General features: G+C 67.7%; 23 protein-coding genes. 18 read left to right on the plus strand and 5 right to left on the minus strand.

Features of this window, described 5'->3' with window-relative positions; genetic code table 11:
- The first annotated feature begins 4 nt into the window (after positions 1–4).
- The 12 genes from murG to dnaE all read left to right on the plus strand — a co-directional run bounded on the left by murG (position 5) and on the right by dnaE (position 13949).
- Positions 5–1138 carry an undecaprenyldiphospho-muramoylpentapeptide beta-N-acetylglucosaminyltransferase gene (gene murG, locus FFF93_RS06540; RefSeq protein ID WP_138769636.1) on the plus strand — a complete coding sequence of 378 codons (1134 nt, stop codon included), beginning with the start codon at positions 5–7 and terminating at the stop codon, positions 1136–1138.
- 183 nt (positions 1139–1321) lie between these two features.
- Positions 1322–2734, plus strand: a complete 1413-nt coding sequence (murC, locus tag FFF93_RS06545) for a UDP-N-acetylmuramate--L-alanine ligase (RefSeq protein ID WP_138769635.1) — start codon at positions 1322–1324, stop codon at positions 2732–2734.
- Positions 2727–3599, plus strand: coding sequence for a cell division protein FtsQ/DivIB (locus FFF93_RS06550; RefSeq protein WP_138769634.1), 873 nt, complete (start codon positions 2727–2729; stop codon positions 3597–3599). Before murC ends, FFF93_RS06550 begins: the two co-directional genes overlap by 8 nt.
- Before the next feature lie 286 nt (positions 3600–3885).
- Positions 3886–5100, plus strand: coding sequence for a cell division protein FtsZ (ftsZ, locus tag FFF93_RS06555; RefSeq protein ID WP_138769633.1), 1215 nt, complete (start codon positions 3886–3888; stop codon positions 5098–5100).
- A gap of 130 nt (positions 5101–5230) precedes the next feature.
- The gene (locus tag FFF93_RS06560) at positions 5231–5968 is read left to right on the plus strand and encodes a polyphenol oxidase family protein (RefSeq protein ID WP_138769632.1); all 738 of its coding nucleotides are present in this window, start codon (positions 5231–5233) and stop codon (positions 5966–5968) included.
- Entirely contained in the window at positions 5965–6711 is a 747-nt protein-coding gene (locus FFF93_RS06565; protein ID WP_138769631.1) for a YggS family pyridoxal phosphate-dependent enzyme, read from the plus strand. The genes FFF93_RS06560 and FFF93_RS06565 overlap by 4 nt, the downstream gene beginning before the upstream one ends.
- A gap of 115 nt (positions 6712–6826) precedes the next feature.
- Entirely contained in the window at positions 6827–7357 is a 531-nt protein-coding gene (locus tag FFF93_RS06570) for a cell division protein SepF (protein ID WP_138769630.1), read from the plus strand.
- Positions 7358–7507: 150 nt separating this feature from the next.
- Complete coding sequence (locus tag FFF93_RS06575) at positions 7508–7816, plus strand: YggT family protein (RefSeq protein ID WP_138769629.1); 309 nt, start codon at positions 7508–7510, stop codon at positions 7814–7816.
- 152 nt (positions 7817–7968) lie between these two features.
- On the plus strand, positions 7969–8646 hold the full coding sequence (locus FFF93_RS06580) for a DivIVA domain-containing protein (protein ID WP_138769628.1): 678 nt from the start codon (positions 7969–7971) through the stop codon (positions 8644–8646).
- Positions 8647–8742: 96 nt separating this feature from the next.
- The gene (lspA, locus tag FFF93_RS06585; RefSeq protein ID WP_138769627.1) at positions 8743–9396 is read left to right on the plus strand and encodes a signal peptidase II; all 654 of its coding nucleotides are present in this window, start codon (positions 8743–8745) and stop codon (positions 9394–9396) included.
- On the plus strand, positions 9389–10339 hold the full coding sequence (locus FFF93_RS06590; protein WP_138769626.1) for an RluA family pseudouridine synthase: 951 nt from the start codon (positions 9389–9391) through the stop codon (positions 10337–10339). Before lspA ends, FFF93_RS06590 begins: the two co-directional genes overlap by 8 nt.
- 52 nt (positions 10340–10391) lie before the next feature.
- A complete protein-coding gene (gene dnaE / locus FFF93_RS06595; RefSeq protein ID WP_138769625.1) occupies positions 10392–13949 on the plus strand; it encodes a DNA polymerase III subunit alpha in 3558 nt (1185 codons plus the stop codon).
- Between the two features lie 100 nt (positions 13950–14049).
- On the opposite strand, the gene FFF93_RS06600 is transcribed toward dnaE, so the two are convergent.
- On the minus strand, positions 14050–14508 hold the full coding sequence (locus FFF93_RS06600) for a flavin reductase family protein (protein WP_138770501.1): 459 nt from the start codon (positions 14506–14508) through the stop codon (positions 14050–14052).
- Positions 14509–14712: 204 nt separating this feature from the next.
- Here FFF93_RS06600 and FFF93_RS06605 point away from each other — a divergent pair, with 204 nt between their 5' ends.
- The 3 genes from FFF93_RS06605 to nrdR all read left to right on the plus strand — a co-directional run bounded on the left by FFF93_RS06605 (position 14713) and on the right by nrdR (position 17443).
- Positions 14713–15336, plus strand: coding sequence for a hypothetical protein (locus FFF93_RS06605; RefSeq protein WP_138769624.1), 624 nt, complete (start codon positions 14713–14715; stop codon positions 15334–15336).
- Positions 15337–15406: 70 nt separating this feature from the next.
- Positions 15407–16801, plus strand: coding sequence for a histidinol dehydrogenase (hisD, locus tag FFF93_RS06610; protein ID WP_138769623.1), 1395 nt, complete (start codon positions 15407–15409; stop codon positions 16799–16801).
- Positions 16802–16951: 150 nt separating this feature from the next.
- A complete protein-coding gene (nrdR, locus tag FFF93_RS06615) occupies positions 16952–17443 on the plus strand; it encodes a transcriptional regulator NrdR (protein WP_138769622.1) in 492 nt (163 codons plus the stop codon).
- Positions 17444–17552: 109 nt separating this feature from the next.
- On the opposite strand, the gene FFF93_RS06620 is transcribed toward nrdR, so the two are convergent.
- The 3 genes from FFF93_RS06620 to map are packed head-to-tail and all read right to left on the minus strand — an operon-like array spanning position 17553 to position 20049.
- Positions 17553–18311 carry an SDR family oxidoreductase gene (locus FFF93_RS06620; protein WP_138769621.1) on the minus strand — a complete coding sequence of 253 codons (759 nt, stop codon included), beginning with the start codon at positions 18309–18311 and terminating at the stop codon, positions 17553–17555.
- Between the two features lie 4 nt (positions 18312–18315).
- On the minus strand, positions 18316–19119 hold the full coding sequence (gene ppgK / locus FFF93_RS06625; RefSeq protein WP_138769620.1) for a polyphosphate--glucose phosphotransferase: 804 nt from the start codon (positions 19117–19119) through the stop codon (positions 18316–18318).
- 51 nt (positions 19120–19170) lie between these two features.
- Positions 19171–20049 carry a type I methionyl aminopeptidase gene (gene map / locus FFF93_RS06630; protein ID WP_138769619.1) on the minus strand — a complete coding sequence of 293 codons (879 nt, stop codon included), beginning with the start codon at positions 20047–20049 and terminating at the stop codon, positions 19171–19173.
- A 126-nt stretch (positions 20050–20175) separates the two neighbouring features.
- On the opposite strand from map, the gene FFF93_RS06635 reads away from it, so the two are divergent.
- Positions 20176–20340: an SPOR domain-containing protein gene (locus FFF93_RS06635; protein ID WP_138769618.1), complete on the plus strand. Its 165-nt coding sequence runs from the start codon at positions 20176–20178 to the stop codon at positions 20338–20340.
- An 89-nt stretch (positions 20341–20429) separates the two neighbouring features.
- Positions 20430–21005, plus strand: coding sequence for a YceI family protein (locus FFF93_RS06640; protein ID WP_138769617.1), 576 nt, complete (start codon positions 20430–20432; stop codon positions 21003–21005).
- Between the two features lie 36 nt (positions 21006–21041).
- Here the strand turns inward: FFF93_RS06640 and panB are convergent, their stop codons facing one another.
- Complete coding sequence (gene panB, locus FFF93_RS06645) at positions 21042–21998, minus strand: 3-methyl-2-oxobutanoate hydroxymethyltransferase (RefSeq protein ID WP_138769616.1); 957 nt, start codon at positions 21996–21998, stop codon at positions 21042–21044.
- A gap of 274 nt (positions 21999–22272) precedes the next feature.
- On the opposite strand from panB, the gene glnA reads away from it, so the two are divergent.
- Positions 22273–23613 carry a type I glutamate--ammonia ligase gene (gene glnA, locus FFF93_RS06650; protein WP_138769615.1) on the plus strand — a complete coding sequence of 447 codons (1341 nt, stop codon included), beginning with the start codon at positions 22273–22275 and terminating at the stop codon, positions 23611–23613.
- Positions 23614–23617 lie beyond the last annotated feature (4 nt).

The following is a 23617-nucleotide window of genomic DNA, read 5'->3' on the forward strand; positions in this document are numbered from 1 at the left end:
CCCCATGAAGACCGACTCGTCCCTCTCCGTCGTCCTCGCCGGCGGCGGCACCGCCGGGCACATCAGCCCCCTGCTGGCCATCGCCAACGCCATCCTGGAGGTCCGTCCCGAGGCGCGGCTGCTGGCCGTGGGTACTCCGGGCGGGATGGAGACCCGGCTGGTTCCGGCCGCCGGGCTGGAACTGGCCACCGTCAGCCGCGTGCCGTTTCCGCGCAAACCATCGCTCGAGCTGCTCCGGCTTCCGGGCAAGCTCGCTGGCGCCGTCCGGCAGGCCGGCACCATCCTGGACGAAGCCGGCGCGGACGTCCTCGTGGGCGTTGGCGGCTACGTCTGCACCCCGCTGTACCTTGCCGCCTGGCGCCGCAAGATTCCCATCGTGGTGCATGAGGCCAACACCCGGGCCGGGCTCGCGAACCGGGTCGGCGCCCGGCTGAGCCGTTACGTCGCCGTAGCGTTCGCGGAGACCAGGATCCGCGGGGCCCGGCATGTCGGCATGCCGATGCGCCGCGAAATCTCCGGCCTCGACCGGACTACTGCCCGGGCGGCCGCACGCACCGCGCTCGGACTGGAACAGCACAAACCCAGCCTGATTGTCACCGGCGGTTCGTCCGGGGCGCAAAGCATCAACCGTGCCATCGCCGCTTCCGTTGCCGCGCTGGCCGACGCGGGCATCCAGACCCTGCACATCACCGGACGCGGCAAGACCGTCCATGACGCGCAGGGCAAACTGCTGGCCGCGCCCGGCTACCGCCAGGTCGAGTACGTGGACGGCATGGAGCTGGCCTACGCCGCCGCGGACCTGCTGCTGGCACGTTCCGGTGCCGCGACCGTGTGCGAGGTCGCCGCCGTCGGCGTTCCGGCCGTCTTCGTCCCGCTGCCGATCGGCAACGGGGAACAGGCCCTGAACGCGGCGGCCCTGGTCAACGCCGGCGCCGCAGTCCTGGTCGAGGACGCCGCGTTCGACGCCGGCTGGGTCAGCGCCAATCTCATCCCGCTGCTGGGCGACGGCGCCCGGCTGGACCGGATGGCCGCCGAAGCAGAGCAACTGGGCATTCGGGACGCCGACCGGCGGATGGCCGCCCTGGTCCTCGAGGCCGCGCAATCAGCGCAGGCCACGCAGGCCGCGCCCGGCCACTAGCGCAGCAATGTGGAACAGCAGCACCCCTGAACGGCAGCACCTTTGAATGGCAGCACCTTTGAACGGCAGCACCCTTGAATGGCAGCACCTTTGAACGGCAGCACCCTTGAACAGCAGCACCCTTGAACGGCAGCACCTTTGAACGGCAGTGACATCGAACAGCAGGCAGGAAGCGGTAAAGCAATGACCCAGGCCCAGAACGGCACTCCGCCGGCGGCCCGCACCCAGGAATCGCTGGGCCGCGTGCACTTCATCGGCATCGGCGGGGTGGGGATGTCCGCCGTCGCGCGCATCATGGTGGCCCGGGGCCTGCCGGTGAGCGGCTCCGACGCCAAGGACCTTCCGGTCATGGCTGAGCTGGCCGCGGCTGGCGCCCGGATCGCGGTCGGCTACGACGCGGCGAACCTCGGCGATGCCCAGACCGTCGTCGCCGGGTCGGCCATTCGCCAGGACAACCCCGAGCTGGCCGCCGCCCACGCCGCCGGACTGCCTGTGCTGCACCGTTCCGAGGCCCTGGCCGCGACGATGGCGCAGGACACCGCCGTCACGGTCGCCGGGACGCACGGCAAATCCACCACGACCTCGATGATCACGGTGCTCCTGCAGGGCGCCGGGCTGGACCCGTCCTTCGCCATCGGCGCCAACGTCCCAGCCCTCGGCGTCAACGCGGCCACCGGGACGTCCCCGGTCTTCATTGCGGAAGCCGACGAGTCGGATGGCTCGTTCCTGAACTACCGCCCGCAGATCGCCGTTGTGACCAACGTCGAACCGGACCACCTGGACCACTACGGCACCGCGGAAGCGGTCTATGCCTCATTCGACCGGTTCACCGCCCTGCTTCCCGCGGACGGCCTGCTGGTGGCCTGCGCGGACGACGACGGCGCCCGCGCCCTCGCGCAGCGCACCCGGGAGCGGAACAACACCCGGGTCGTCCTCTACGGGACGGCCGAGGACGCCGACGTGAAGCTGCACGACGGCGGCCCCGGCGACGTCTCGATCACCACCCCCGCAGGGCGCTTCGCCGTCGAACTCCAGGTGCCGGGCCGGCACAACGCCCTGAATGCCGCCGCGGCCTTCGCGGTGGCGACGGAACTCGGCGTCGCGCCAGAGGCGGCGGCCGGCGCGCTGGCGAACTTCTCCGGCGCCGCGCGCCGCTTCGAATTCAAGGGCGAGGTTGGCGGCGTGCGGGTGTACGACGATTACGCCCACCATCCCACCGAGGTCCGCGCCGCCCTCGCCGCGGCCCGCTCGGTGGCCGGCGAACACCGGGTCCACGTGCTGTTCCAGCCGCACCTGTTTTCCCGCACCCGGGAATTCGCGCACGAGTTCGCGGCGGCCCTGAATGCCGCGGACACGGCCCTGGTGCTGGACATCTATCCGGCCCGGGAAGACCCCATCCCGGGAGTCACCAGCCAGCTCATCGCCGACCACCTCGGCTCCCGCGGCAGGCTCGTCGGCCCCGGCGAGGAAGCCGTCCGGGCCGTGCTCGAGGCCGCGGCGCCGGGGGACATCGTGCTCACGGCCGGCGCCGGAGATGTCACGGCCTACGGACCGCTGATCGTCGAGGCGCTGAGGACCGAGGCACAGGATGGCTAGTACCCGCCGTCCCAGCTATCCCTCCCGCGGGCTGCCGGACGTCATCTCGGCGTCGAAAGAAGATTCCGCCACCCCGGCTCCAACAACCCAGACGCCGGCCGGTGCGGGCCAGGGCGGGCCCGCCACGCCGGAGACACAGCGCGGCAACGTACTGTCCTTCCCCGAACCCAAAGCCAAGCGGCGCCGCCGGATCGTGCTCAGCACGGCCGGGGTGATCGTGGCGCTCCTCGCCGGAATCGTGGCGGCGGCCATCTACTCTCCCTGGCTGGCCGTCCAGACGGTCTCCGTGGAGGGCACCCGGATGCTCACCCCGGAGCAGATCAAGGCAGCCTTGGCGCCGCTTCAGGGCAAGCCGCTGCCGCAGATCAGCGATGATCAGGTCAGCGGGTTGCTGCAGCCCCTGGTCCAAGTCAAGGCTGTCACCACCCAGGCGCGCCCGCCCTCCACCCTGCAGGTGAAGATTGTCGAGCGCGTGCCGGTGGCGCTGCTCAAACAGGGCCAGGCGTTCCAACTTGTGGACGTCGACGGCGTCCCGCTCGGCACTGCCACGGACCCCGCCTCGGTCAAGCTTCCGGTCGTTGACGGCGGCGGCGGGGCCCTGAACCAGGACCTGTTCCACGCGGTCACGGCAGTTCTCGGGGCGCTGCCCCCGGATGTGCTCGCCAGGCTCTCCGACGCCTCGGCCAAATCCGCCGACGCGGTGGAACTCAAGCTCGTGGACGGGCAGACCATTGTGTGGGGCAACGCGGGGGAGAAGGAGCTGAAGGCGAAGGTGCTTGCGGCGTTGTTGAAGGCTCCGGCGGACCCGAAGAATCCGGTCCGGGTCTACGACGTCAGTGTGCCGCGGCATCCGGTCACCCGATAGCCATGAATCACTTACATGCACGCTGCTCCGGGCGATAGTGCAACTGGTGCTTCCGCCGGGATCCGGCGCGGCCCAAAAAGCTGCCGCAAGGCAGAAACGGAAGGCATTTCCCCGGTATTACCGCGACACGCGGCGCCGGTTATTGAATGTCCCCGGCATAGGAAATAGCGTCACAGACATGAGTTACTTGACATAACTATAACCTTCAACTGGAAGGTTAAGGTTGCAAGCTTCAAGCTTGACTCCATCAGTTTTCGCAACAGAACACGAACAAGGGACACGTAACGTGGCAGCTCCGCAGAATTACTTGGCCGTCATCAAGGTCGTCGGCATCGGCGGCGGTGGCGTGAACGCAGTCAACCGCATGATCGAAGTCGGTCTCCGCGGCGTCGAATTCATCGCCATCAACACCGACGCGCAGGCGCTGTTGATGTCCGACGCCGACGTCAAGCTCGACGTCGGACGCGAGCTGACCCGCGGCCTGGGCGCCGGTGCGAATCCTGAGGTCGGCCGGCAGGCTGCGGAGGACCACGCCGACGAAATCGAAGAAGTCATCCGTGGCGCCGACATGGTCTTCGTCACCGCCGGCGAAGGCGGCGGCACCGGCACCGGCGGCGCGCCCGTTGTGGCCCGCATCGCCCGTTCGCTGGGCGCACTGACAATCGGCGTCGTTACCCGTCCGTTCACTTTCGAAGGCCGCCGGCGCGCCGGCTCCGCGGAGGCCGGCATCGACGCCCTGCGTGACGAGGTCGACACCCTGATCGTTATCCCGAACGACCGGTTGCTCTCGATCAGCGACCGGAACGTCTCGGTGCTGGACGCGTTCCGCTCCGCCGACCAAGTCCTGCTGTCCGGTGTCCAGGGCATCACGGACCTCATCACCACCCCGGGCCTGATCAACCTCGACTTCGCGGACGTCAAGTCCGTCATGCAGGGCGCGGGCTCCGCGCTGATGGGCATCGGCTCGGCCCGCGGCGAAGACCGCGCCGTCAAGGCTGCGGAACTGGCCATCGCCTCCCCGCTGCTGGAAGCGTCCATCGACGGCGCCCACGGTGTCTTGCTGTCCATCCAGGGCGGCTCGGACCTCGGCCTGTTCGAAATCAACGAAGCCGCCCGCCTGGTCCAGGAAGTCGCCCACCCGGAGGCCAACATCATCTTCGGCGCCGTAATCGACGACGCCCTGGGCGATGAAGCCCGCGTGACCGTGATCGCCGCCGGGTTCGACGACGTCAAGGCCACCTCACCCTCGATGGACCAGTCCCAGCCCGCTCCCGCGCGCCCCGCCGCACCCGCACCGGCTCCGGCCCAGGCTCCCGCCTCGGCCTCCGTCCAGCCGCTGCACGCCGGCGTCGGCGCCTCGGGACTCAGCAACTGGGGCCAGCAGCGCCCCTCCGCCGTCCCGGCCGACTCGGGGTTTGACGTTGACCTGCCCTCCGTGGTCGAACCGGACCTCTCCGGCCGCCACTCGGACGACCTGGACGTTCCCGACTTCCTGAAGTAGGGCCAGCGGTCCACCATCAACAATCAACACCATGGCACCGCCCCCGGGCGGTGCCATGGTGCTTTCGCGGGTTACGGTGTTTGGTATGAAGTTTTCAATGGTGCAGGTTCCTGACGTGGCGGTGGGCTGAGTGTTCTCCTGGCGAGCCGAGGTGCGGCCCGGCGTCTGGGCGGCGTTCACGAACGTTGCGGCAGGCAACCTGGCGCTCCACGTCGGCGACGATCCGGCCGCGGTGCACGCGCGCCGAGCAGCCCTCGAAGAGGCCGCAGGGCTGGGCTCGCGGCACTTCCGGTTTATGAACCAGATCCACGGCAACGAAGTGGCCGTCATCGCCGGTCCCGCCCCCGCCGACCCGCGGCCGCCCGGGGCCCCCACTGCCGACGCGATGGTCTCCGTAGGGGAGCCGCTGGCAGTCATGGTGGCCGACTGCGTGCCGATCGTGCTGGTGGGGGAGGGTGGCGCAGGCGGCCCGTCAGGGCCTGTGCTGGGGGTTGTCCACGCCGGCCGGCCCGGCTTGGCTGCCGGGGTGGTCCCGGCCGCCGTGGCACAGATGGATGCGCTCGGAGCCACCACCGTCAGCGCCTGGATCGGCCCCTCCATCTGCGGGAAGTGCTACGAGGTTCCGGAGGACATGCGCGCTGATGTCGCTGCGCTCGTTCCGGCGGCTTGGTGCACCACATCACACGGCACGCCGGGCCTGGACCTGCCAGCAGGGGTCCGCAGCCAGCTGGAGGCTGCGGGTGTCGCCGTCGAATATTCCGGCGGGTGCACCCGCGAGGACGCGGAACTGTTCTCGTACCGCCGCGACCACCATACGGGCCGGTTCGCTGGCCTTGTCTGGACTGCCGGTGCAGGGGCGCGCGCGTGAAGGCGCCAGCAGCGGCGTCCGGCAGCCACGACCCGCGCCTCGCGGAACTGCGTGAACGGCTCGCGGTTGTCCGACAACGGATCGACTCCGCGGTGGCCGACGCCGGACGGCAGGCCGAGCCGCCGCAGCTGATCGTGGTCACCAAGTTCCACCCGGCCGAGGATGTCGAGCGGCTGGCCGCCCTGGGGATCACCGACGTCGGCGAGAACCGTGACCAGGAGGCGGCGGACAAGGCCGCCCGGCTGGCGGAGCTGCGGCTGCGCTGGCACTTCATCGGCCAGCTGCAAAGCAACAAGGCCAAATCCGTGGTGCGATATGCCCACGCCGTGCACTCCGTGGACCGGCCCCAGCTGGCCGCTGGCCTTGCCAAGGCGGTGCGCGCAGAGCAGGAGCGCACGGGCCGGGCGGACCTTGAGTGCTTCATCCAGGTCAGCCTGGACGAGGACGCCGACGGCCACCGCGGCGGTGCCCTGCCGGCGGACGTCCCGGGCCTGGCCGAGGTGCTCTCAGCCTCCCCGGGCCTCCGCCTGGCAGGAGTAATGGCCGTGGCGCCCCTCGCGGCAGACCCTGAGGCGGCATTTGAAAAACTGGCGGCCATTTCCGCCCGGCTCCGCAGCGAGTATCCGCAGGCCACCGCCATCTCAGCCGGCATGAGCCAGGACCTCGAGGCTGCCATCCGTTGCGGGGCGACACACCTACGAATTGGCTCCGATATTCTCGGTCCGCGCCCGGCACTGCGGTAGGTTCGACGTATTGGAAGGTAATGGCGGGGATTCCAATGCAGTGTTTACAAAACAGTGACTCCAACACAGTCAAGTCACAAAGCGGCCCGCATACGGACACGATTAGGAGTCGACCATGGCTGGCGCTCTGCGCAAGACAATGATCTATCTTGGGCTCGCTGATGGCGACGAACACTATGAGTCCGAGCATCAAACCCCGCACAAGGATGAGGACGATTCCATGGAGCACGACCGCGAGGAGCGCCGCGCACCGGCCCCTGTCCGCGAGGCCACCCGGGAAGAGCCCTACGCCGCTGAAGAGGAATACCGCGCACCCGTGACACCCATTAAGCGAGCGGCCGCGAGCCGCGACGAAACCACCGGCCTCCGGCAGATCACGACGATCCACCCGCGGTCCTACAACGACGCCAAGCTGATCGGCGAAAGCTTCCGTGATGGCATCCCCGTCATCATGAACGTCACCGACATGGGCGAAGCGGACGCCAAGCGGCTCGTGGACTTCTCGGCCGGCCTTGTCTTCGGCCTGCGCGGCAGCATCGAGCGGGTGACCAACAAGGTGTTCCTGCTCTCGCCGTCGTACGTCGAAGTGATCGGCGACGACAAGAAGATCAGCGAGACCCAGGCCAGCTTCTTCAACCAAAGCTAGTCCAGGATTCGGGCACGGATGCCGGGCGGGGAGACCTGCCTGGCATCCGTGCCCGACTTTCCGTGCTGGAATGGACGTGCTGGAATGGATGAGCAACCACTGTCGGGCTACTGCGGTATCCGGAATGATCATGGAGATATGAGCTAACTCATGGGAATTGTTTTCGGACTCGTCTACATCGCACTGCTGCTCTTTTTCGTCGCGCTCATCATCCGACTGATCTTCGACTGGGTGCAGATGTTCGCCCGCAGCTGGCGTCCGCGCGGCGTGGCCCTCGTCACCGCCCATGCCGTCTACTCCGTTACGGACAGGCCCCTGAAGCTGCTCGGCCGGATCCTCCCGCCGTTGCGGCTCGGCGGAATCTCGCTGGACCTGGCGTTCCTGGTGCTCTTCTTGGCCGTTTCGGTGGCCATGGGCGTTGCCCGGTACTTCACGTACGCGCAGCCGCTCGCCACGTAACCCCGGCGGCGGACCAGCTCCGCCCGCCGAAAAAGATATAAAACTCTGGTTTGACACCGCGGTGTTGAATTAGAGGAACCAGACCATATTTAGGTACCGTAGTTTTGACGGCCGGAAGGCCTCCTGACTAACTAGACCAACGAGGTGACCAGATGGCTTTGACGCCAGAAGACGTTGTCAACAAGCGCTTTCAGCCGACCAAGTTCCGCGAAGGCTACGACCAGGACGAAGTTGATGACTTCCTGGACGAGATCGTCGTCGAACTGCGACGCCTGAACCAGGAAAACGACGAGCTGCGCAAGAAGCTCGCCGAAGCCGGTTCCGGCACGGCCGCCAGCTCCGCTGCGGCTGCTCCCGTCGTCGAAAAGGTGCCGGCACCCGTCAAGGCCGAGAAGGAAGACCGCGCCAAGGCAGAAGCCGAGGCCAAGGCCGCCGAAGCCGCCAAGAAGAAGGAAGCCGAGAAGGCTCCCGTCCCGGTCGCTGCACCGGCCCCCGCTGCCGCCACCGCGTCTGCTGAGTCCGCCGCCGGCCTGCTGGCCATGGCGCAGCAGATGCACGACAAGCACATCGCCGATGGCGAGCAGCAGCGCGACAAGATCATCGCTGAGGCCCAGATCGAGGCCAGCAGCCTGGTGAACGACGCGCAGGAGAAGTCCCGCAAGATCCTGGGCGCCCTCGAGCAGCAGCGCTCCGTCCTGGAACGCAAGGTTGAGCAGCTGCGCGGCTTCGAGCGTGACTACCGGTCCCGCCTGAAGGCCTACATCGAAGGCCAGCTGCGTGACCTGGACGCCCGTGGTTCGGTGGCGGCCCCTGAGGTCGAAGCCAACTAGGACGTTTAGCAAGTATTCTGAAAGCCGGTGGCTGAGGACTCCTCGGCCACCGGCTTTTGGCATTAACCGCCCCCTCGGCACCGGAACGAAAGCACTATGACTGAAGCACCAACCCCAGACGCCGCCCAGCCCGCCGACGCGGCGCTGTCCGCCGACGCCGAACAGTCCGCCGCCGCAGAGCCCCGGCCCCGCAGGCCGCGGCGTGCGCTGCTGCTGTCCCTGTTCGCCGGATTCGCGGTGTTCGCCTACGTGTTCGACCAGCTGACCAAACTCTGGGTCACTGGAACCATGACCGAGGGCGAGCGGATTCCGGTGCTGCCGCCCCTGCTGCACTGGTATTACATCCGCAACTCGGGCGCCGCATTCTCGATCGGCGAGAACGTCACGTGGGTTTTCACCATCATCATGGCGGCCGTGTCCGTCGCCATCCTGCTGCAGCTGCGCAAGCTCGGCTCCGCCTGGTGGGCGCTGGCGCTCGGGCTGCTGCTGGGCGGCGCGCTCGGCAACCTGACCGACCGGCTGTTCCGCGAGCCCTCGTTCGCGATGGGCCATGTGGTGGACTTCATCCAACTGCCCAACTTCGCGATCTTCAACATCGCGGACTCGGCCGTGGTGTCCTCCGTGGTGCTGATCTGCCTGCTGACCTTGCGCGGGATCGCCCTGGATGGCTCACGCCTGAATCCGCGCCAGGACAAGACGGCCGCCCGGCCGGCAGTGCTTGAAGAAAACGGGCGGGAAAACAATGTCTGAGACCGGACCGGCGACGACGCCCCGGCACTTTACCGTCCCCGAGGAGCTTGCCGGCACGAGGGTGGATGCCGGGCTGGCGAAACTGATGGACATTTCCCGCTCACAGGCGGCCACCCTGATTGCCGAGGGCAATGTCAGCAGCCACGGCAAGGCCGTGGGCAAATCCCTGAAGCTCAGCGCCGGCGGCCAGCTCGACGTCGTCGTGCCGGAGCGCCGGGACCCCCTGGAAGTCGTGGAGGAAGTTGTGGAAGGCCTGAAAATCCTGCTCGACGACGACGAATTCGTCGTCGTCGACAAACCCGTCGGCGTCGCGGCGCACCCGTCGCCCGGCTGGGTGGGCCCGACGGTGGTGGGCGGCCTCGCCGGCGCCGGGTACCGGATTTCCACTTCGGGTTCACCGGAACGCGCCGGGATCGTGCACCGGCTCGACGTCGGCACCTCCGGTGTCATGGTGGTGGCCAAGACCGAGAACGCCTACACGGCGCTCAAGCGGGCCTTCAAGGAACGCACCGTGGACAAGGTCTACCACGCGGTCGTGCAGGGCCTGCCGGACCCGCTGGCCGGGACCATCGACGCGCCGATCGGCCGCCACCCCGGCCACGATTGGCGCTTTGCCGTGATCGAGGACGGCCGCGATTCGGTGACCCACTACGAGGTGCTGGAAGCCTTCGGCAAGGCTTCGCTGGTGGAGGTGCACCTGGAAACCGGCCGCACCCACCAGATCCGGGTGCATTTCGCCGCACTGCGCCACCCCTGCGCCGGCGACCTGACCTACGGCGCCGACCCCCGGCTCGCCGCCACCCTCGGGCTCACCCGGCAGTGGCTGCACGCCCGGCAACTCTCCTTCGACCACCCGCGGACGGGGGAGCGGGTCACCGTGACCAGCGAGTACCCGCAGGACCTCAAGTACGCCCTCGAGGTGCTGGAGTCCGGCCAGGCCTGACCGGCCGCGTGCCGGGCGCGGAAGTGTCCGTGCCCGGCACTAGAATGATTCGGTGACTTCCAGCAACAACTCGTTCGTCCACCTCCACAACCACACCGAGTACTCCATGTTGGACGGTGCGGCGCGGCTCGGGGAACTCTTCGATGAGACCGAGCGGCTGGGCATGCCCGCCCTGGCCACCACGGACCACGGCTACCTCTTCGGGGCGTTCGACTTCTGGAAGCGCGCCACGGACAAGGGCATCAAACCGATCATCGGCGTCGAGGCCTATGTCTCGCCGGGAACCGCGAGGACCGACAAGACCCGTGTGCGCTGGGGCGACGAAAGCCAGCGCAAGGACGACATCTCCGGTGGCGGCGCCTACACGCACATGACGCTGCTCAGCTACAACAACGTGGGCATGCGGAACCTCTTCCGGGCCTCCTCGATCGCGTCGCTGGACTCGGTCTTCGGCAAGTGGCCCCGGCTGGACCGGGAACTGCTGAACACCTACTCCGAGGGCCTGATCGCCACCACCGGCTGCCCCTCCGGCGAGGTCCAGACCCGGCTCCGGCTGGGCCAGTACCGTGAAGCCGTTGAGGCCGCGGCCGAGTTCCGCGACATCTTTGGCGCCGAAAACTACTTCTGCGAACTCATGGACCACGGCCTGGACATTGAGCGGCGGGTCACCGGCGACCTCCTGCGGCTGGCCAAGGAACTGAACCTTCCCCTCGTGGCCACCAACGACCTGCACTACACGCACGAACACGACGCCAAGGCCCACGAGGCGCTGCTGGCCATCCAGTCCGGCTCCACCCTGCTGGAGCCCACCTACGACAACGGCGGCTCGCGGTTCGCCTTCTCCGGCAGCGGCTACTACCTGAAGTCGCCGCAGGAAATGCGGGAACTGTTCCGGGACCACCCGGACGCCTGCGACAACACGCTGCTCATCGCCGAACGCTGCGAAGTCTCGTTCAACACCGGCGCCAACTACATGCCACGGTTCCCCTGCCCGGAAGGTGAAGACGAAACGTCCTGGCTGGTCAAGGAAGTGGACAAGGGGCTCCGCTACCGCTACCCGCAGGGCATCCCGGACAAGGTCCGCACCCAGGCCGACTACGAGCTGGAGGTCATCACCTCGATGGGCTTCCCGGGCTACTTCCTGGTGGTGGCCGACTTCATCAACTGGGCCAAGAACAACGGCATCCGGGTAGGCCCCGGCCGTGGCTCCGGTGCCGGCTCCATGGTGGCCTACGCCATGCGCATCACCGACCTCGACCCGCTGCACCACGGCCTGATCTTCGAGCGCTTCCTCAACCCGGACCGCGTCTCCATGCCTGACTTCGACGTCGACTTCGATGACCGGCGACGCTCCGAGGTCATCGACTACGTGACGCGCAAGTACGGCGACGAACGTGTGGCGATGATCGTCACGTACGGCACCATCAAGACCAAGCAGGCCCTCAAGGACTCCTCGCGGGTGCTGGGGTACCCCTTCAGCATGGGCGAGCAGCTGACCAAGGCACTCCCGCCGGCCGTGATGGCCAAGGACATTCCGCTGGCGGACATCCAGAACCCCGAGGCCAAGCGCTACGGCGAGGCCGGGGACTTCCGCCAGCTGATCGCCACGGACCCGGAAGCCGCGAAAGTCTTCGAGACCGCCCTGGGCATCGAAGGCCTGAAGCGGCAGTGGGGCGTCCACGCCGCCGGCGTCATCATGTCCTCGGACCCCATCATCGACGTCATCCCGATCATGCGCCGTTTCCAGGACGGCCAGGTCATTACGCAGTTCGACTACCCGACCTCCGAGGGCCTGGGCCTGATCAAGATGGACTTCCTCGGCCTGCGGAACCTGACGATCATTTCCGACGCGCTGGAAAACATCAAGATGAACCGCGGGGTGGAGCTGGACCTCGAATCGCTGGCCCTGGACGACGCGGCCTCCTATGAGCTGCTGGCCCGCGGCGACACACTCGGCGTGTTCCAGCTCGACGGCGGCCCGATGCGTTCGCTGTTGAAGCTGATGAAGCCTGACAACTTCGAAGACATCTCCGCCGTCCTGGCGCTGTACCGACCGGGACCCATGGGCGCCAACGCGCACACCGACTACGCGCTGCGTAAGAACAAGATCCAGGAAGTCATCCCGATCCACCCCGAGCTCGAGGAGCCCCTCGCGGAAATCCTCGGCGGCACCTACGGCCTGATCGTGTACCAGGAGCAGGTCATGGCCGTGGCGCAGAAACTCGCCGGGTACACCCTGGGCCAGGCCGACATCCTGCGCCGTGCCATGGGCAAGAAGAAGAAGTCCGAACTGGACAAGCAGTTTGCCGGCTTCTCGCAGGGCATGCAGGACAACGGCTACTCGATGGCCGCCGTCAAGACCCTCTGGGACATCCTGCTGCCGTTCTCCGACTACGCCTTCAACAAGGCGCACTCGGCGGCGTACGGCGTGATCTCCTACTGGACTGCCTACCTGAAGGCGCACTACGCGCCGGAGTACATGGCGGCCCTGCTCACCTCCGTCGGCGATGACAAGGACAAGTCGGCGATCTACCTGAACGAGTGCCGGCGCATGGGCATCACCGTGCTGCCGCCCGACGTCAACGAATCGGCGCTCAACTTCACCCCGGTGGGCAACGACATCCGCTTCGGCATGGGCGCCATCCGCAACGTCGGCGCCAACGCCGTCGAGGCGATGGTGGCCGCGCGCGAACGTGAGGGAGCCTACACCTCCTTCAAGGACTACCTGATGAAGGTGCCCGCAGTCGTCTGCAACAAGCGCACCATCGAATCGCTGATCAAGGCCGGCGCCTTCGACTCGCTGGGCCACCACCGCCGGGCCCTGGCCATGATCCATGAAGAAGCCATCGACTCGGTCATCACGCTCAAGCGCAACGAGGCGATCGGCCAGTTCGACCTGTTCGCCGGCATCGAGGACACCGAATCGGAGTCCTCGCTCAGCATCGAGATTCCCGAACTGCCCGAGTGGGAAAAGAAGGACAAACTCTCCTTCGAACGCGACATGCTTGGGCTCTACGTCTCGGACCACCCGCTGCAGGGCCTCGAGGGCCTCCTGAGCCAGCACGCGGACCAGTCGATCACCTCGATCATCGCCGAGGACGGACCGCACGACGGCGCCATCATCACCATCGCCGGCATGATCACCTCATTGAGCCGGCGGATCGCGAAGGCCAGTGGCAACGCCTACGCCCGCGCCGAGATCGAAGACCTCGGCGGTTCGGTGGAAGTGATGTTCTTCGGGCAGGTCTACGGCCCGATCGCCTCCGTGCTGGCCGAGGACCTGATCGTCGTCGTCAAGGGCAGGCTGCAGCGCCGCGACGACGGTGCCGTGGCCCTGAACTGCATGGAACTCTCGGTTCCGGACCTCAGCGAGGGCCTCGACGGGCCGCTGGTGATCACCATGCCGACGCACAAGGCGACCGAGGCCGTGGTGAACGAACTCGGCGAGGTGCTCAGGACCCACCGCGGCAAGTCCGAGGTCCGGCTGCATCTGCACGGTGACTCCCGGGTGGAGGTGATGGGGCTGCCCGTGCATCTGCGCGTCAACCCCAGCCCGTCCTTGTTCGGCGACCTGAAGGTGCTGCTCGGCCCGACCTGCCTGGACAGCTAGCCGCTTCACCGCCGCCACCTGCCGTTTCGACGGTTCCGTGCCCACCCGACGTCGGCAAACACCCGGCCGGCAGGGAACCGTCGAAACGGGCGGCCCGCGCCTAGATCTCGTAGTCGAGCGGAACGGGCTGGCTGTAGCTGCCGCCGTGGTAGAGCAGGGGAGCGCCGTGCTCCCCGACCTCGCCGGCGACGACCTCGACGACCACGACAGCGTTGTTCTCGAAGGAGAGCCGCATCTGGATCTTGCCGATCAGCCAGCCGGACACATCCTTGAGGATCGGCACCTCGTGCGGGCCAAGCGCCCAGTGGTCGCCCTCGAACCGGTTGCGGGCACGGGCGAAGCGCTCGGCGAGCTCCTGGTTCTCCAGGCCGAGCATGTGCACCCCGATGTAGGCGGAGTTGGCCACGGCGGGCCAGGAGCTGGACGTGCGGGCCATGTTGAAGGTGAAGCGCGGCGGCTTGGCCGAGAGCGACGCCACCGAGGTGGCGGTGAAACCGTAGGGGACGCCGTTGTAGTTGGCCGTGATGATCGCGACGCCGGCCGCGTGCCGGCGGAACATCTCCTTAAACGTTCCCTCGAAGGCTTCTTCGGCTGAGGCCACTGTGGTTCATCTCCCTGCGCTTGTGACGAGTGCTTCCTGCCAGCGTATTCCGCCGGGCAAGGCGCACGGTATTCGCACCCCGCCATCCCGCCCTCCACGCGTCACGTGGCGTGCGGCGGCGTAATGTCCGGCCCCGCCGGATCCCTTGTTAAGATTTGTTGCATGACACAACCCGCGGTGCACCTGCCCGTTGACCACCACGACGGCGCCACCGGGCCCGACACCGCCGTCCCGCCCCGCCGGGCCGTCCCCTGGCGGCGGCTGCCCTGGCAGGGAGTGCAGTGGAACGGACTGCCATGGAAGGGGCTGGTGGCGATCGCGGCGGCGGGACTTCCCGTGGGCCTGCTCTGGTGGCTCCTGGCGCCGACCGGCCTCAACCTCATCACCCGTGACCCCGCCCTGGCCGCGGGGAGCAACCCCGAGACCTGGCTACCGCGGGACCTGGTGTTGGCCGGACTCTTCCTGCTGGCCGGCTGCCTTTCCGGCGTGTTCCTGGCCGGCAACCGCCCTGCCCGGCTGGGCACCGCGACGGTGGTCCTGGCCGTCGCGGCGGGACTCGCAGGTGCACTCCTGGCCTGGGGCACCGGCGTGCTCGCCGGCAGCTGGTGGGGCGCGGCGGAGGACACCTCGGCCAGCGCCAGTATTGCCTTCTCGCTGCGGGCTTACGCCCTGCTGCTGATCTGGCCTGCTGCCATCGCCCTGGCGATTTTCTTCGCCACGGTATTCGGCCACTCCGAGAACGAGCCCGAGCCCCAGTCCGGGCCGGCACCGGGACCGGAGGCCTGATTCGGCGGCGGACACCACGGCCGGCGCAGCCCGGTCAGGGACCGGACACGCCGGCGCGTAAAATGGTCGGGTGACCTCAACTGCTGACAGCCCCGCATCCACCGACACTGACCGCACCGTGACATTCCGCACCGTGGACGTCCGCGGCCAGCGGTTGTCCCTCGCGGGGCTCCGCGCCGCCGTCCCGCGCGCGCAGCACGGTACCGTGGCCGACGCCGAGCAAAAGGTCCAGGACATCATTTCGGCCGTCCGCACACGTGGCTTCGAGGCCCTGCGCGAACTGGCCCTTAACTTCGACGGCGTCGAACAGGCCCACCCGCGCGTTCCCGCAGAGGCGCTCACGGCCGCCCTGGCCGGGCTGGAGCCGGCCGTCCGCGCTGCCCTCGAGGAGTCGATCCGCCGGGCGCGGCGTTTCGCCGACGCGCAGCGGCCGGCCGACACCGACGTCGAACTCGGCGAGGGCGCCGTGGTCAGCCAGAACTGGGTCCCGGTGGCCCGCGTCGGGCTCTACGTCCCGGGCGGCCTGGCGGTCTACCCCTCCTCGGTCATCATGAACGTCGTCCCGGCGCTGGCCGCCGGCGTCGAGTCCATCGCCTTGGCCTCGCCGCCGCAGAAGGACTTCGGCGGCCTGCCGCACCCCACGATCCTCGCTGCCGCTTGCTTGCTGGGCATCGAAGAGGTCTACGCGATCGGCGGTGCCCAGGCCATCGCCGCCTTCGCCTACGGCATCCCCGCCGGCAGCGGCGCCGAAGCAGGCATTGACGCTGGCATTGACGCTGTCGATGTCGTCACCGGGCCGGGCAACATCTTCGTCGCCACCGCCAAGCGGCTGGTCAAGGGCGTCGTGGGGATTGACTCGGAGGCGGGCACCACCGAAATCGCCATTCTGGCCGACGCGACGGCCCGGCCGGCACTGGTTGCGGCCGACCTCATCAGCCAAGCTGAGCACGACCCCCAGGCCGCCTCCGTGCTGATCACGGACTCGGAGGAGCTCGCCGCTGCCGTCCGCAGCGAACTCGACGTGCAGGCGGCGGCGACCAAGCACAGTGCCCGGGTCCGGCAGGCCCTCTCCGGTCCGCAGTCCGGCGTCGTCCTCGTCGAGGACCTGGCGCAGGGAATCGCGGCCTGCGACGCATACGCCGCAGAACACCTCGAAATCATGACCGCGGACGCCGCCGCAGTGGCCGGCCGGATCCGCAACGCGGGGGCCATCTTCGTGGGGGACTACAGCCCGGTCAGCCTGGGAGACTACTGCGCCGGGTCCAACCACGTGCTGCCCACCAGCGGAACGGCAGCCTTCTCCTCCGGCCTGAACGTCACCACGTTCCTGCGCGCCATCCAGGTGATTAACTACAGCAGAAGCGCACTTGAGGAAGTCAGCAGGCACATCGTCAGCCTCTCCGGCGCCGAAGACCTGCCGGCCCACGGCGAGGCGGTCACCGCCCGATTCGCGACCGGCAGCTAGTCAGCCCTGGAACGCGCGCAACCACAACATGTAGTAATTACAGGCTTGTTATTCAGCAACATCTAGTCGTAAACTGATTCCGGAAGCACCGCACGGTGCTGCGGCGCCCCCCCTCGGGGCGGCCAGGCTTGCGACAGGGGAGGAACCGACGTGTATTGCCCGTTCTGTCGCAACCCTGACTCGCGTGTCGTCGACAGCCGCATTGCCGACGACGGATCAGCGATCCGGCGCCGCCGCCAGTGCCCCGAATGCGGGCGGCGTTTCACCACCGTGGAAACCACCAGTCTGACCGTTATCAAGCGCTCCGGCGTCGGCGAGCCGTTCAGCCGCAGCAAGGTCATCAACGGGGTGCGGAAGGCCTGCCAGGGCCGCCCCGTCACCGAAGACGACCTCGCCATGCTGGCCCAGGAGGTCGAAGAGACTATCCGGGCCTCCGGCGCCGCCGAAATCGATGCCCATGAAGTGGGCCTCGCGATCCTGAACCCCCTGCAGCGCCTCGATGAGGTGGCCTACCTGCGCTTCGCCAGTGTGTACCAGGCCTTTGAATCGCTGGAAGACTTCGAGTCCGCCATCGCCCTGCTCCGCCATGAGGCCGAGTCCAAGGGGCTGGAAGGCAAGAACTCGCAAAAGAGCCCGCTCTAGGCTCAGCTAAGTTCCGGTGGTGGCAGCGGAGGGGAAGCCGTGGCCACCACCGGCTCCAATTTCGCTCCGGCCTGGGAGCGGGACCACCACCCCCAGCGGGACGGTACCGTCAGCGGCCGCCGGAGACCGGCAGCACAGCCCCGGTGATGTAGCTGGCCTCCGCGGAAAGCAACCAGAGCACAGCGGCGGCTACTTCATCCGGTTCGGCGCCCCGGCCCATGGGAACCGTTGGATTAAGCCGCTCCACGCGGTCCGGCATCCCGGCGGCCGCGTGCAAGCCCGTGTTCGTGCTGCCCGGAGCCACACCATTCACGCGGATGCCCTGCGTTGCGACCTCGGCCGCAAGCCCCGCCGTCAGCACGTCGACGGCTCCCTTGGACGCAGCATAGTGCACCCAGGTTCCCGGCGAGCCTGCCTTGGTGGCGGTCGAAGAGATGTTGATGATCGACCCGCCACGGCCGCCTTGTTCCGTGCTGAGCCGTCGTACGGCCTCCTGGCAGACATAGAGGACGCCGGCGACGTTGACGTCGAGAACACGCCGGATGGTCGCTGACGGGACGTCCGTGAGGGGCCCGATCAGGTTTCCGGTGATGCCGGCGTTGTTTACGACGGCGGCGACGGTCCCAAGTTCCGCGGCCGCGTCGAACAGCCGTGTGACGGCGGCCGGGTCGCTGACGTCCGCGCGGACGGCCACCGCGACGCCGCCGCCGGCGGCGATGCCGGCGACGGTGGAGTCCGCACCGGCGGCGTCGGCGGAATAGTTCACCACGACGGCGTACCCGGCCCGGGCGGCCCGAAGTGCCACCGCCGCGCCGATGCCCCTGCTGGCGCCCGTGACGATGAGAACGCCGGGCGTCGGCCCCGTCATGGGGCTACTTGGCCAGCTTGTGCGTGAGGGCGACCTCAATCGCCGCACCCACGATGCCGGCGTCGTTCTTCAGTTCTGCCGGCACGATCGGCGTGCGCAGCGACATGTGCGGGAGGTATTCGTCGGCCCGCTTGGAGATGCCGCCGCCGACGATGAAGAGTTCGGGGGAGAAGAGGAACTCGACGTGGGAGAAGTACCGCTGTAGCAGCACGCTGTATTCGGTCCAGCTCAGTCCGTCGCGCTCACGGGCGACGGCGGAGGCCTTGCTTTCCGCGTCGAAGCCGTCGATTTCCAGGTGCCCCAGTTCGGCGTTGGGAACGAGCTTGCCGTTGAAAATGAAAGCCGAGCCGATGCCGGTGCCGAGGGTGATCACCAGGACGGTGCCAGCTACGCCTGCGCCCGCACCGTAGCGTGCCTCGGCGAGGCCTGCGGCGTCGGCGTCGTTGATGACCTCCACCGGCCGGCCGAGGCGCGCGGTCAGCAGCGCGTCGATGTCCAGGTTCAGCCACGCGTGGTCAACGTTCGCCGCGGAGTGGACCACGCCGTGCTGGATGATTCCCGGGAAGGTCACGCCCACGGGGGAGTCCGCGGCCGGGGCGTCGGGCCGCTTGGAAAGCTCGGCGACGACCTGGGCCACGACCTCGGCCACGGCTTCCGGGGTGGAGGGCTTGGGGGTGGGCACGCGGAGCCGGTCGCCCATCAGCTTGCCCTTCCTCAGATCGACGATGCCGCCCTTGATGCCGGTGCCACCGATGTCGATGCCGATCAGCGGGGCGTTCTTCTTCGACTTCTCGTCCTTCTTGGCCAATGGGCTTCCGTTCGTGGCAGGGGCGGGGCAGGTCTTAGGGGTGCTGCGGAATCAGGGGAGGGTGAGGATTTCGGCGCCGGACTCCGTGACCAGCAGGGTGTGCTCGAACTGCGCGGTCCGCTTGTGGTCGCGCGTCACGACGGTCCAGTCATCGGCCCACATGTCCCAGTCGACCGTGCCCAGCGTGAGCATGGGTTCGATCGTGAAGACCATACCGGCTTCCATGACGGTGTTGTAGGCGGGGGCCGCGTCGTAGTGGGGGATGATCAGCCCGGTGTGGAAGGCCTCGCCGACGCCGTGCCCGGTGAAATCCCGGACGACGCCGTAGCCGAAGCGCTTGGCGTAGGACTCGATGGCCCGGCCGATCACGTTGATTTCGCGGCCGGGAGCCACCGCCCGGATGGCGCGGCGCAGCGACTCTTCCGTGCGCTCGACCAGCAGCCGGGACTCCTCGTCGACGTCGCCGACGAGGAAGGTGTGGTTGGTGTCGCCGTGCACGCCGCCGATGAACGCCGTGATGTCGATGTTCAGAATGTCGCCGTCCTGGACCACAGTGCTGTCGGGGATGCCGTGGCAGATCACCTCGTTGAGCGAGGAGCAGAGGGACTTGGGGAAGCCCCGGTAGCCGAGGGTGGAGGGATACGCCTTGTGGTCGAGCAGGAACTCGTGCCCCACCCGGTCCAGCTGGTCCGTGGTGACGCCGGGCGCAATGTGCTTGCCGACCTCAACGATCGCCTGGGCCGCAATCCGCGAGGCGATCCGGATCTTCTCGATGGTCTCCGCGGACTTGACCTCGGATCCCGTGAACTTGGCCGGAGCCGGCTTGCCGACGTACTCGGGGCGCGGAATGGACGCGGGCACGGCGAGCTGGGGGCTGACTGTTCCCGGGACAAGGGTGCCGATGGGTGCAGTCGAGGTCAGGGAAGGCATAGATTGATTCTATAAGCAGTGGCCGAAGGCCGGAAAACAGGCCGAAAACTTCGGAAAACGGCCGGAAGATGTCGGAGAACAGCAGGAAAACACAGCCCGAACCGGGCCAGCGCAGGAGGAGTCCCGATGACCGAATACTGGTATAACGTCAACACCCACGAAATCGAAGAAGACGCCATGTCCGACTGGAGCCAGTTGATCGGCCCGTACAAGACCCGCGAGGAAGCTGAGCATGCCCTCGAAAAGGTCAAGGCCCGCAACGAGGCCTGGGACAAGGGCGAAGACGACTAAGACAGCGGCCCTCCAGCCGGACTTCCGTTCGCAACCATTTCTACCCATATCCGGGTGCCGGCCCGGCCGGCCCTGCAAGGAGGCATACCATGGCCGAACTCAGGCCCGAATACGCAGGACAATGGCGATTCGACCCCACCCATACGCGTATCGGCTTTTCCACCCGGCACGCCATGGTCACGAAGGTGCGCGGAGCCTTCAATGACTTCGAGGGCGTGATCACCGTCGACCCGGAGAACCCGGAACGATCCAAGGTAGAGCTGACGGTCAAGGTCGCGAGCATCGACACCCGCAACGCCGACCGGGACCAGCATCTGCGGACCAATGATTTCTTTGACGCCCCGCAGTTTCCGGAGATCACTTTTGTGAGCAGCCGGGTGGACCAGGTGGACGAGGGACACTTCATCGTCAGCGGCGACGTCACGATCCGGGGCGTCACCAAGGAGATCTCGATACCGATCGACTTCATCGGCGTCGAACGGGACCCCATGGGCAACCTGCGCGCGGGCTTCGAGGGTTCGCGCCGCATCGACCGCCAGGACTTCGGGCTCAAGTGGAACACTGCCCTGGATTCCGGCGGAGTGCTGGTGTCGGACAAGATCACCCTGGAGTTCGAGGTCTCAGCGATCAAGACCGAAGACAGCGCCACGACTGCCAACGGCTAAGGCCGAGGCCGGTCTGCCGGCCCGGGGGACCCGGCTCTAGAACGAGTGTTCCGGGCCGGGGAACTGGCCCGAGCGGACATCGTCGCCGTAGGCTTTGGCGGCGTCGCTGAGCGTGGTCCGCAGGTCTGCGTACTGCTTGACGAACTTGGCCATCTTCCCGCCGCGCAGCCCGGCCATGTCCTGCCACACCAGCACCTGGCCGGTGGTCGCGTTGCCGGCCCCGATGCCGATCGTGGGGACCTCGACGGCGGCGTCAACGGCGGCCGCCGTCGGCGCCGGAACCATTTCCATCAGCACGCAGAACGCACCGGCGTCGGCGAGGGCGACGGCGTCGTCGATCAGCCGCTGGGCGTCGTCGCCGCGGCCCTGGACCCGGTAGCCGCCGAGGGCGTGCTCGCTTTGCGGGGTGAAGCCGATGTGGGCCATCACCGGAATGCCAGCCTGGACCATGGCCCGGACGGTTTCGGCGTAGAACTTCCCGCCCTCGATCTTGACCGCGTGCGCGAGACCCTCCTTGAGGAAGCGCACGCCGGTGGCCACCGCCTGCTGGGCGGACACTTCGTAACTGCCGAAGGGCAGGTCCGCCACCACCAGGGCACGCCGGGCGGAGCGCGTGACGGCCCGGCACAGCGGGATCAGCTCATCCACCGTGACCGGCAGGCTCGTTTCATTGCCGAAGACATTGTTGGAGGCCGAATCTCCCACCAGCAGGACCTCGATGCCGGCTTCGTCGAAAATCTCGGCGGTGTACTGGTCATACGCCGTCAGCATCGCGAAGTGTTCGCCGTTGAGCTTCGCCTGGCGCAGGTGGTGCGTGCGGATCCGGCCGACGCGCTTGGCGGCGTCTTTGGTGGCGCTGTCCTTAGTGGCGCTGTCGGGCGCCGGAACCTGGGCCGGGGGGACCTGGGCCGGGGCGCCTGACGCGGGGCCGTTGCCGTAAGGCGCGGCGAGTTCGGCGGACATGCTGGATTCGGGGCTGTTGCTGGGGGCCATGCCACGAGCGTAGTGCGATACCCGGGGTCCTAGCTACCGGGCGGCTGCGGCGGAGCGGCGAAAGCCGTCACAAATGCTGCGTCCAGGCGTGGCCGGGGCGGCGCCGTAACGCGGCTCCGGAGGCCATTGTGTTAACGGTGTGTTACGCGGGTGCGCTCCGCCAGCAATCGCCGGGAATGCTTAGTAGAGTGATGCGTGAGCAGCTGCGGGCACCAACCAAGACGAGTAGTCGGGACGGGTCCGGGGCACGGACGTAGACCCGGAAAGAGGCACCATGGACCGCCAGCAAGAGTTTGTCCTGCGGACGATCGAAGAGCGTGATGTGCGCTTCGTGCGCCTCTGGTTTACCGACGTCGTGGGATCCCTGAAGTCCGTGGCGCTGGCCCCGGCCGAAGTGGAAGGCGCCTTCGAGGAAGGCCTGGGCTTCGACGGTTCCTCGATCGAGGGCCTGGCGCGCGTCTTCGAATCCGACATGCTCGCCCAGCCGGACCCCTCCACCTTCCAGATCCTGCCGTGGCGCGGCGAGACGGAAGCGACCTCGCGGATGTTCTGCGACATCCTGACGCCCGACGGCGAGCCCTCCGCCGCGGACCCGCGCAACGTGCTCAAGCGCAACCTGGCCAAGGCTGCGGACATGGGCTTCACCTGCTACACGCACCCCGAAATCGAGTTCTACCTGCTCAAGTCACAGCAGCCCGGCCCGGACGGCGCGCCGGTCCCGGTGGACGAGGGCGGCTACTTCGACCACGTCCCCGGCGGTGTGGCCCAGGACTTCCGCCGGACCGCCGTGACCATGCTGGAGTCCGTGGGCATCTCGGTGGAGTTCAGCCATCACGAGGCCGGCCCCGGCCAGAACGAGATCGACCTGCGCTACGCGGACGCCCTGCAGACCGCGGACAACATCATGACCTTCCGCACCGTGATCAAGGAGGTCGCGCTGCAGCAGGGAACTTACGCCACCTTTATGCCCAAGCCGTTCACCGCGCACCCGGGCTCCGGCATGCACACGCACTTCTCGTTGTTCGAGGGCGACACCAACGCCTTCTATGAGGCCGGCGCGGAGTTCCAGCTCTCCGAGACCGCCCGCCAGTTCATCGCCGGCATCCTCAAGCACGCCCCCGAGTTCACCGCCGTCACCAACCAGTTCGTGAACTCCTACAAGCGGCTCTGGGGCGGGGGAGAAGCCCCGAGCTACCTGAGCTGGGGCCACAACAACCGCTCCGCCCTGGTCCGTGTCCCGCTGTACAAGCCCGGCAAGGGCCAGTCCGCGCGGATCGAATACCGCGGTATCGACTCCGCCGCCAACCCCTACCTCGCCTACGCCGTGCTGCTCGGCGCCGGCCTGAAGGGCATCGAAGAGGGCTACCAGCTGCCCGCCGCCGCCGAGGATGACATCTGGTCGCTGAGCTCGGCGGAGCGCCGCGCCATGGGCCACGACCCGCTGCCGGCCAGCCTGCACGACGCGATCCGGACCATGGAGGATTCCGAGCTGATGCCGCAGATCCTCGGCGAGCAGGTCTTCGAGCACTTCCTGCGCAACAAGCGCGCCGAGTGGCAGGACTACCGCCTGCAGGTGACGCCCTACGAGCTGCAGCGCAACCTGGCCATCCTTTAGGCGG

Source organism: Arthrobacter sp. KBS0702, assembly GCF_005937985.2.
Lineage (GTDB): Bacteria > Actinomycetota > Actinomycetes > Actinomycetales > Micrococcaceae > Arthrobacter.

Bases quoted from the DNA above. Each gene is read 5' to 3' on its own strand.
- murC (WP_138769635.1), top strand. From the start codon at position 1,322: ATGACCCAGGCCCAGAACGGCACTCCGCCGGCGGCCCGCACCCAGGAA.
- FFF93_RS06575 (WP_138769629.1), top strand. From the start codon at position 7,508: ATGGGAATTGTTTTCGGACTCGTCTACATCGCACTGCTGCTCTTTTTC.
- FFF93_RS06640 (WP_138769617.1), top strand. From the start codon at position 20,430: ATGGCCGAACTCAGGCCCGAATACGCAGGACAATGGCGATTCGACCCC.
- FFF93_RS06620 (WP_138769621.1), bottom strand. From the start codon at position 18,311: ATGACGGGGCCGACGCCCGGCGTTCTCATCGTCACGGGCGCCAGCAGG.
- FFF93_RS06600 (WP_138770501.1), bottom strand. From the start codon at position 14,508: ATGTTCCGCCGGCACGCGGCCGGCGTCGCGATCATCACGGCCAACTAC.
- murG (WP_138769636.1), top strand. From the start codon at position 5: ATGAAGACCGACTCGTCCCTCTCCGTCGTCCTCGCCGGCGGCGGCACC.
- FFF93_RS06590 (WP_138769626.1), top strand. From the start codon at position 9,389: ATGTCTGAGACCGGACCGGCGACGACGCCCCGGCACTTTACCGTCCCC.
- panB (WP_138769616.1), bottom strand. From the start codon at position 21,998: ATGGCCCCCAGCAACAGCCCCGAATCCAGCATGTCCGCCGAACTCGCC.
- lspA (WP_138769627.1), top strand. From the start codon at position 8,743: ATGACTGAAGCACCAACCCCAGACGCCGCCCAGCCCGCCGACGCGGCG.
- FFF93_RS06570 (WP_138769630.1), top strand. From the start codon at position 6,827: ATGGCTGGCGCTCTGCGCAAGACAATGATCTATCTTGGGCTCGCTGAT.
- glnA (WP_138769615.1), top strand. From the start codon at position 22,273: ATGGACCGCCAGCAAGAGTTTGTCCTGCGGACGATCGAAGAGCGTGAT.
- FFF93_RS06580 (WP_138769628.1), top strand. From the start codon at position 7,969: ATGGCTTTGACGCCAGAAGACGTTGTCAACAAGCGCTTTCAGCCGACC.
- FFF93_RS06550 (WP_138769634.1), top strand. From the start codon at position 2,727: ATGGCTAGTACCCGCCGTCCCAGCTATCCCTCCCGCGGGCTGCCGGAC.
- FFF93_RS06605 (WP_138769624.1), top strand. From the start codon at position 14,713: ATGACACAACCCGCGGTGCACCTGCCCGTTGACCACCACGACGGCGCC.
- map (WP_138769619.1), bottom strand. From the start codon at position 20,049: ATGCCTTCCCTGACCTCGACTGCACCCATCGGCACCCTTGTCCCGGGA.
- FFF93_RS06635 (WP_138769618.1), top strand. From the start codon at position 20,176: ATGACCGAATACTGGTATAACGTCAACACCCACGAAATCGAAGAAGAC.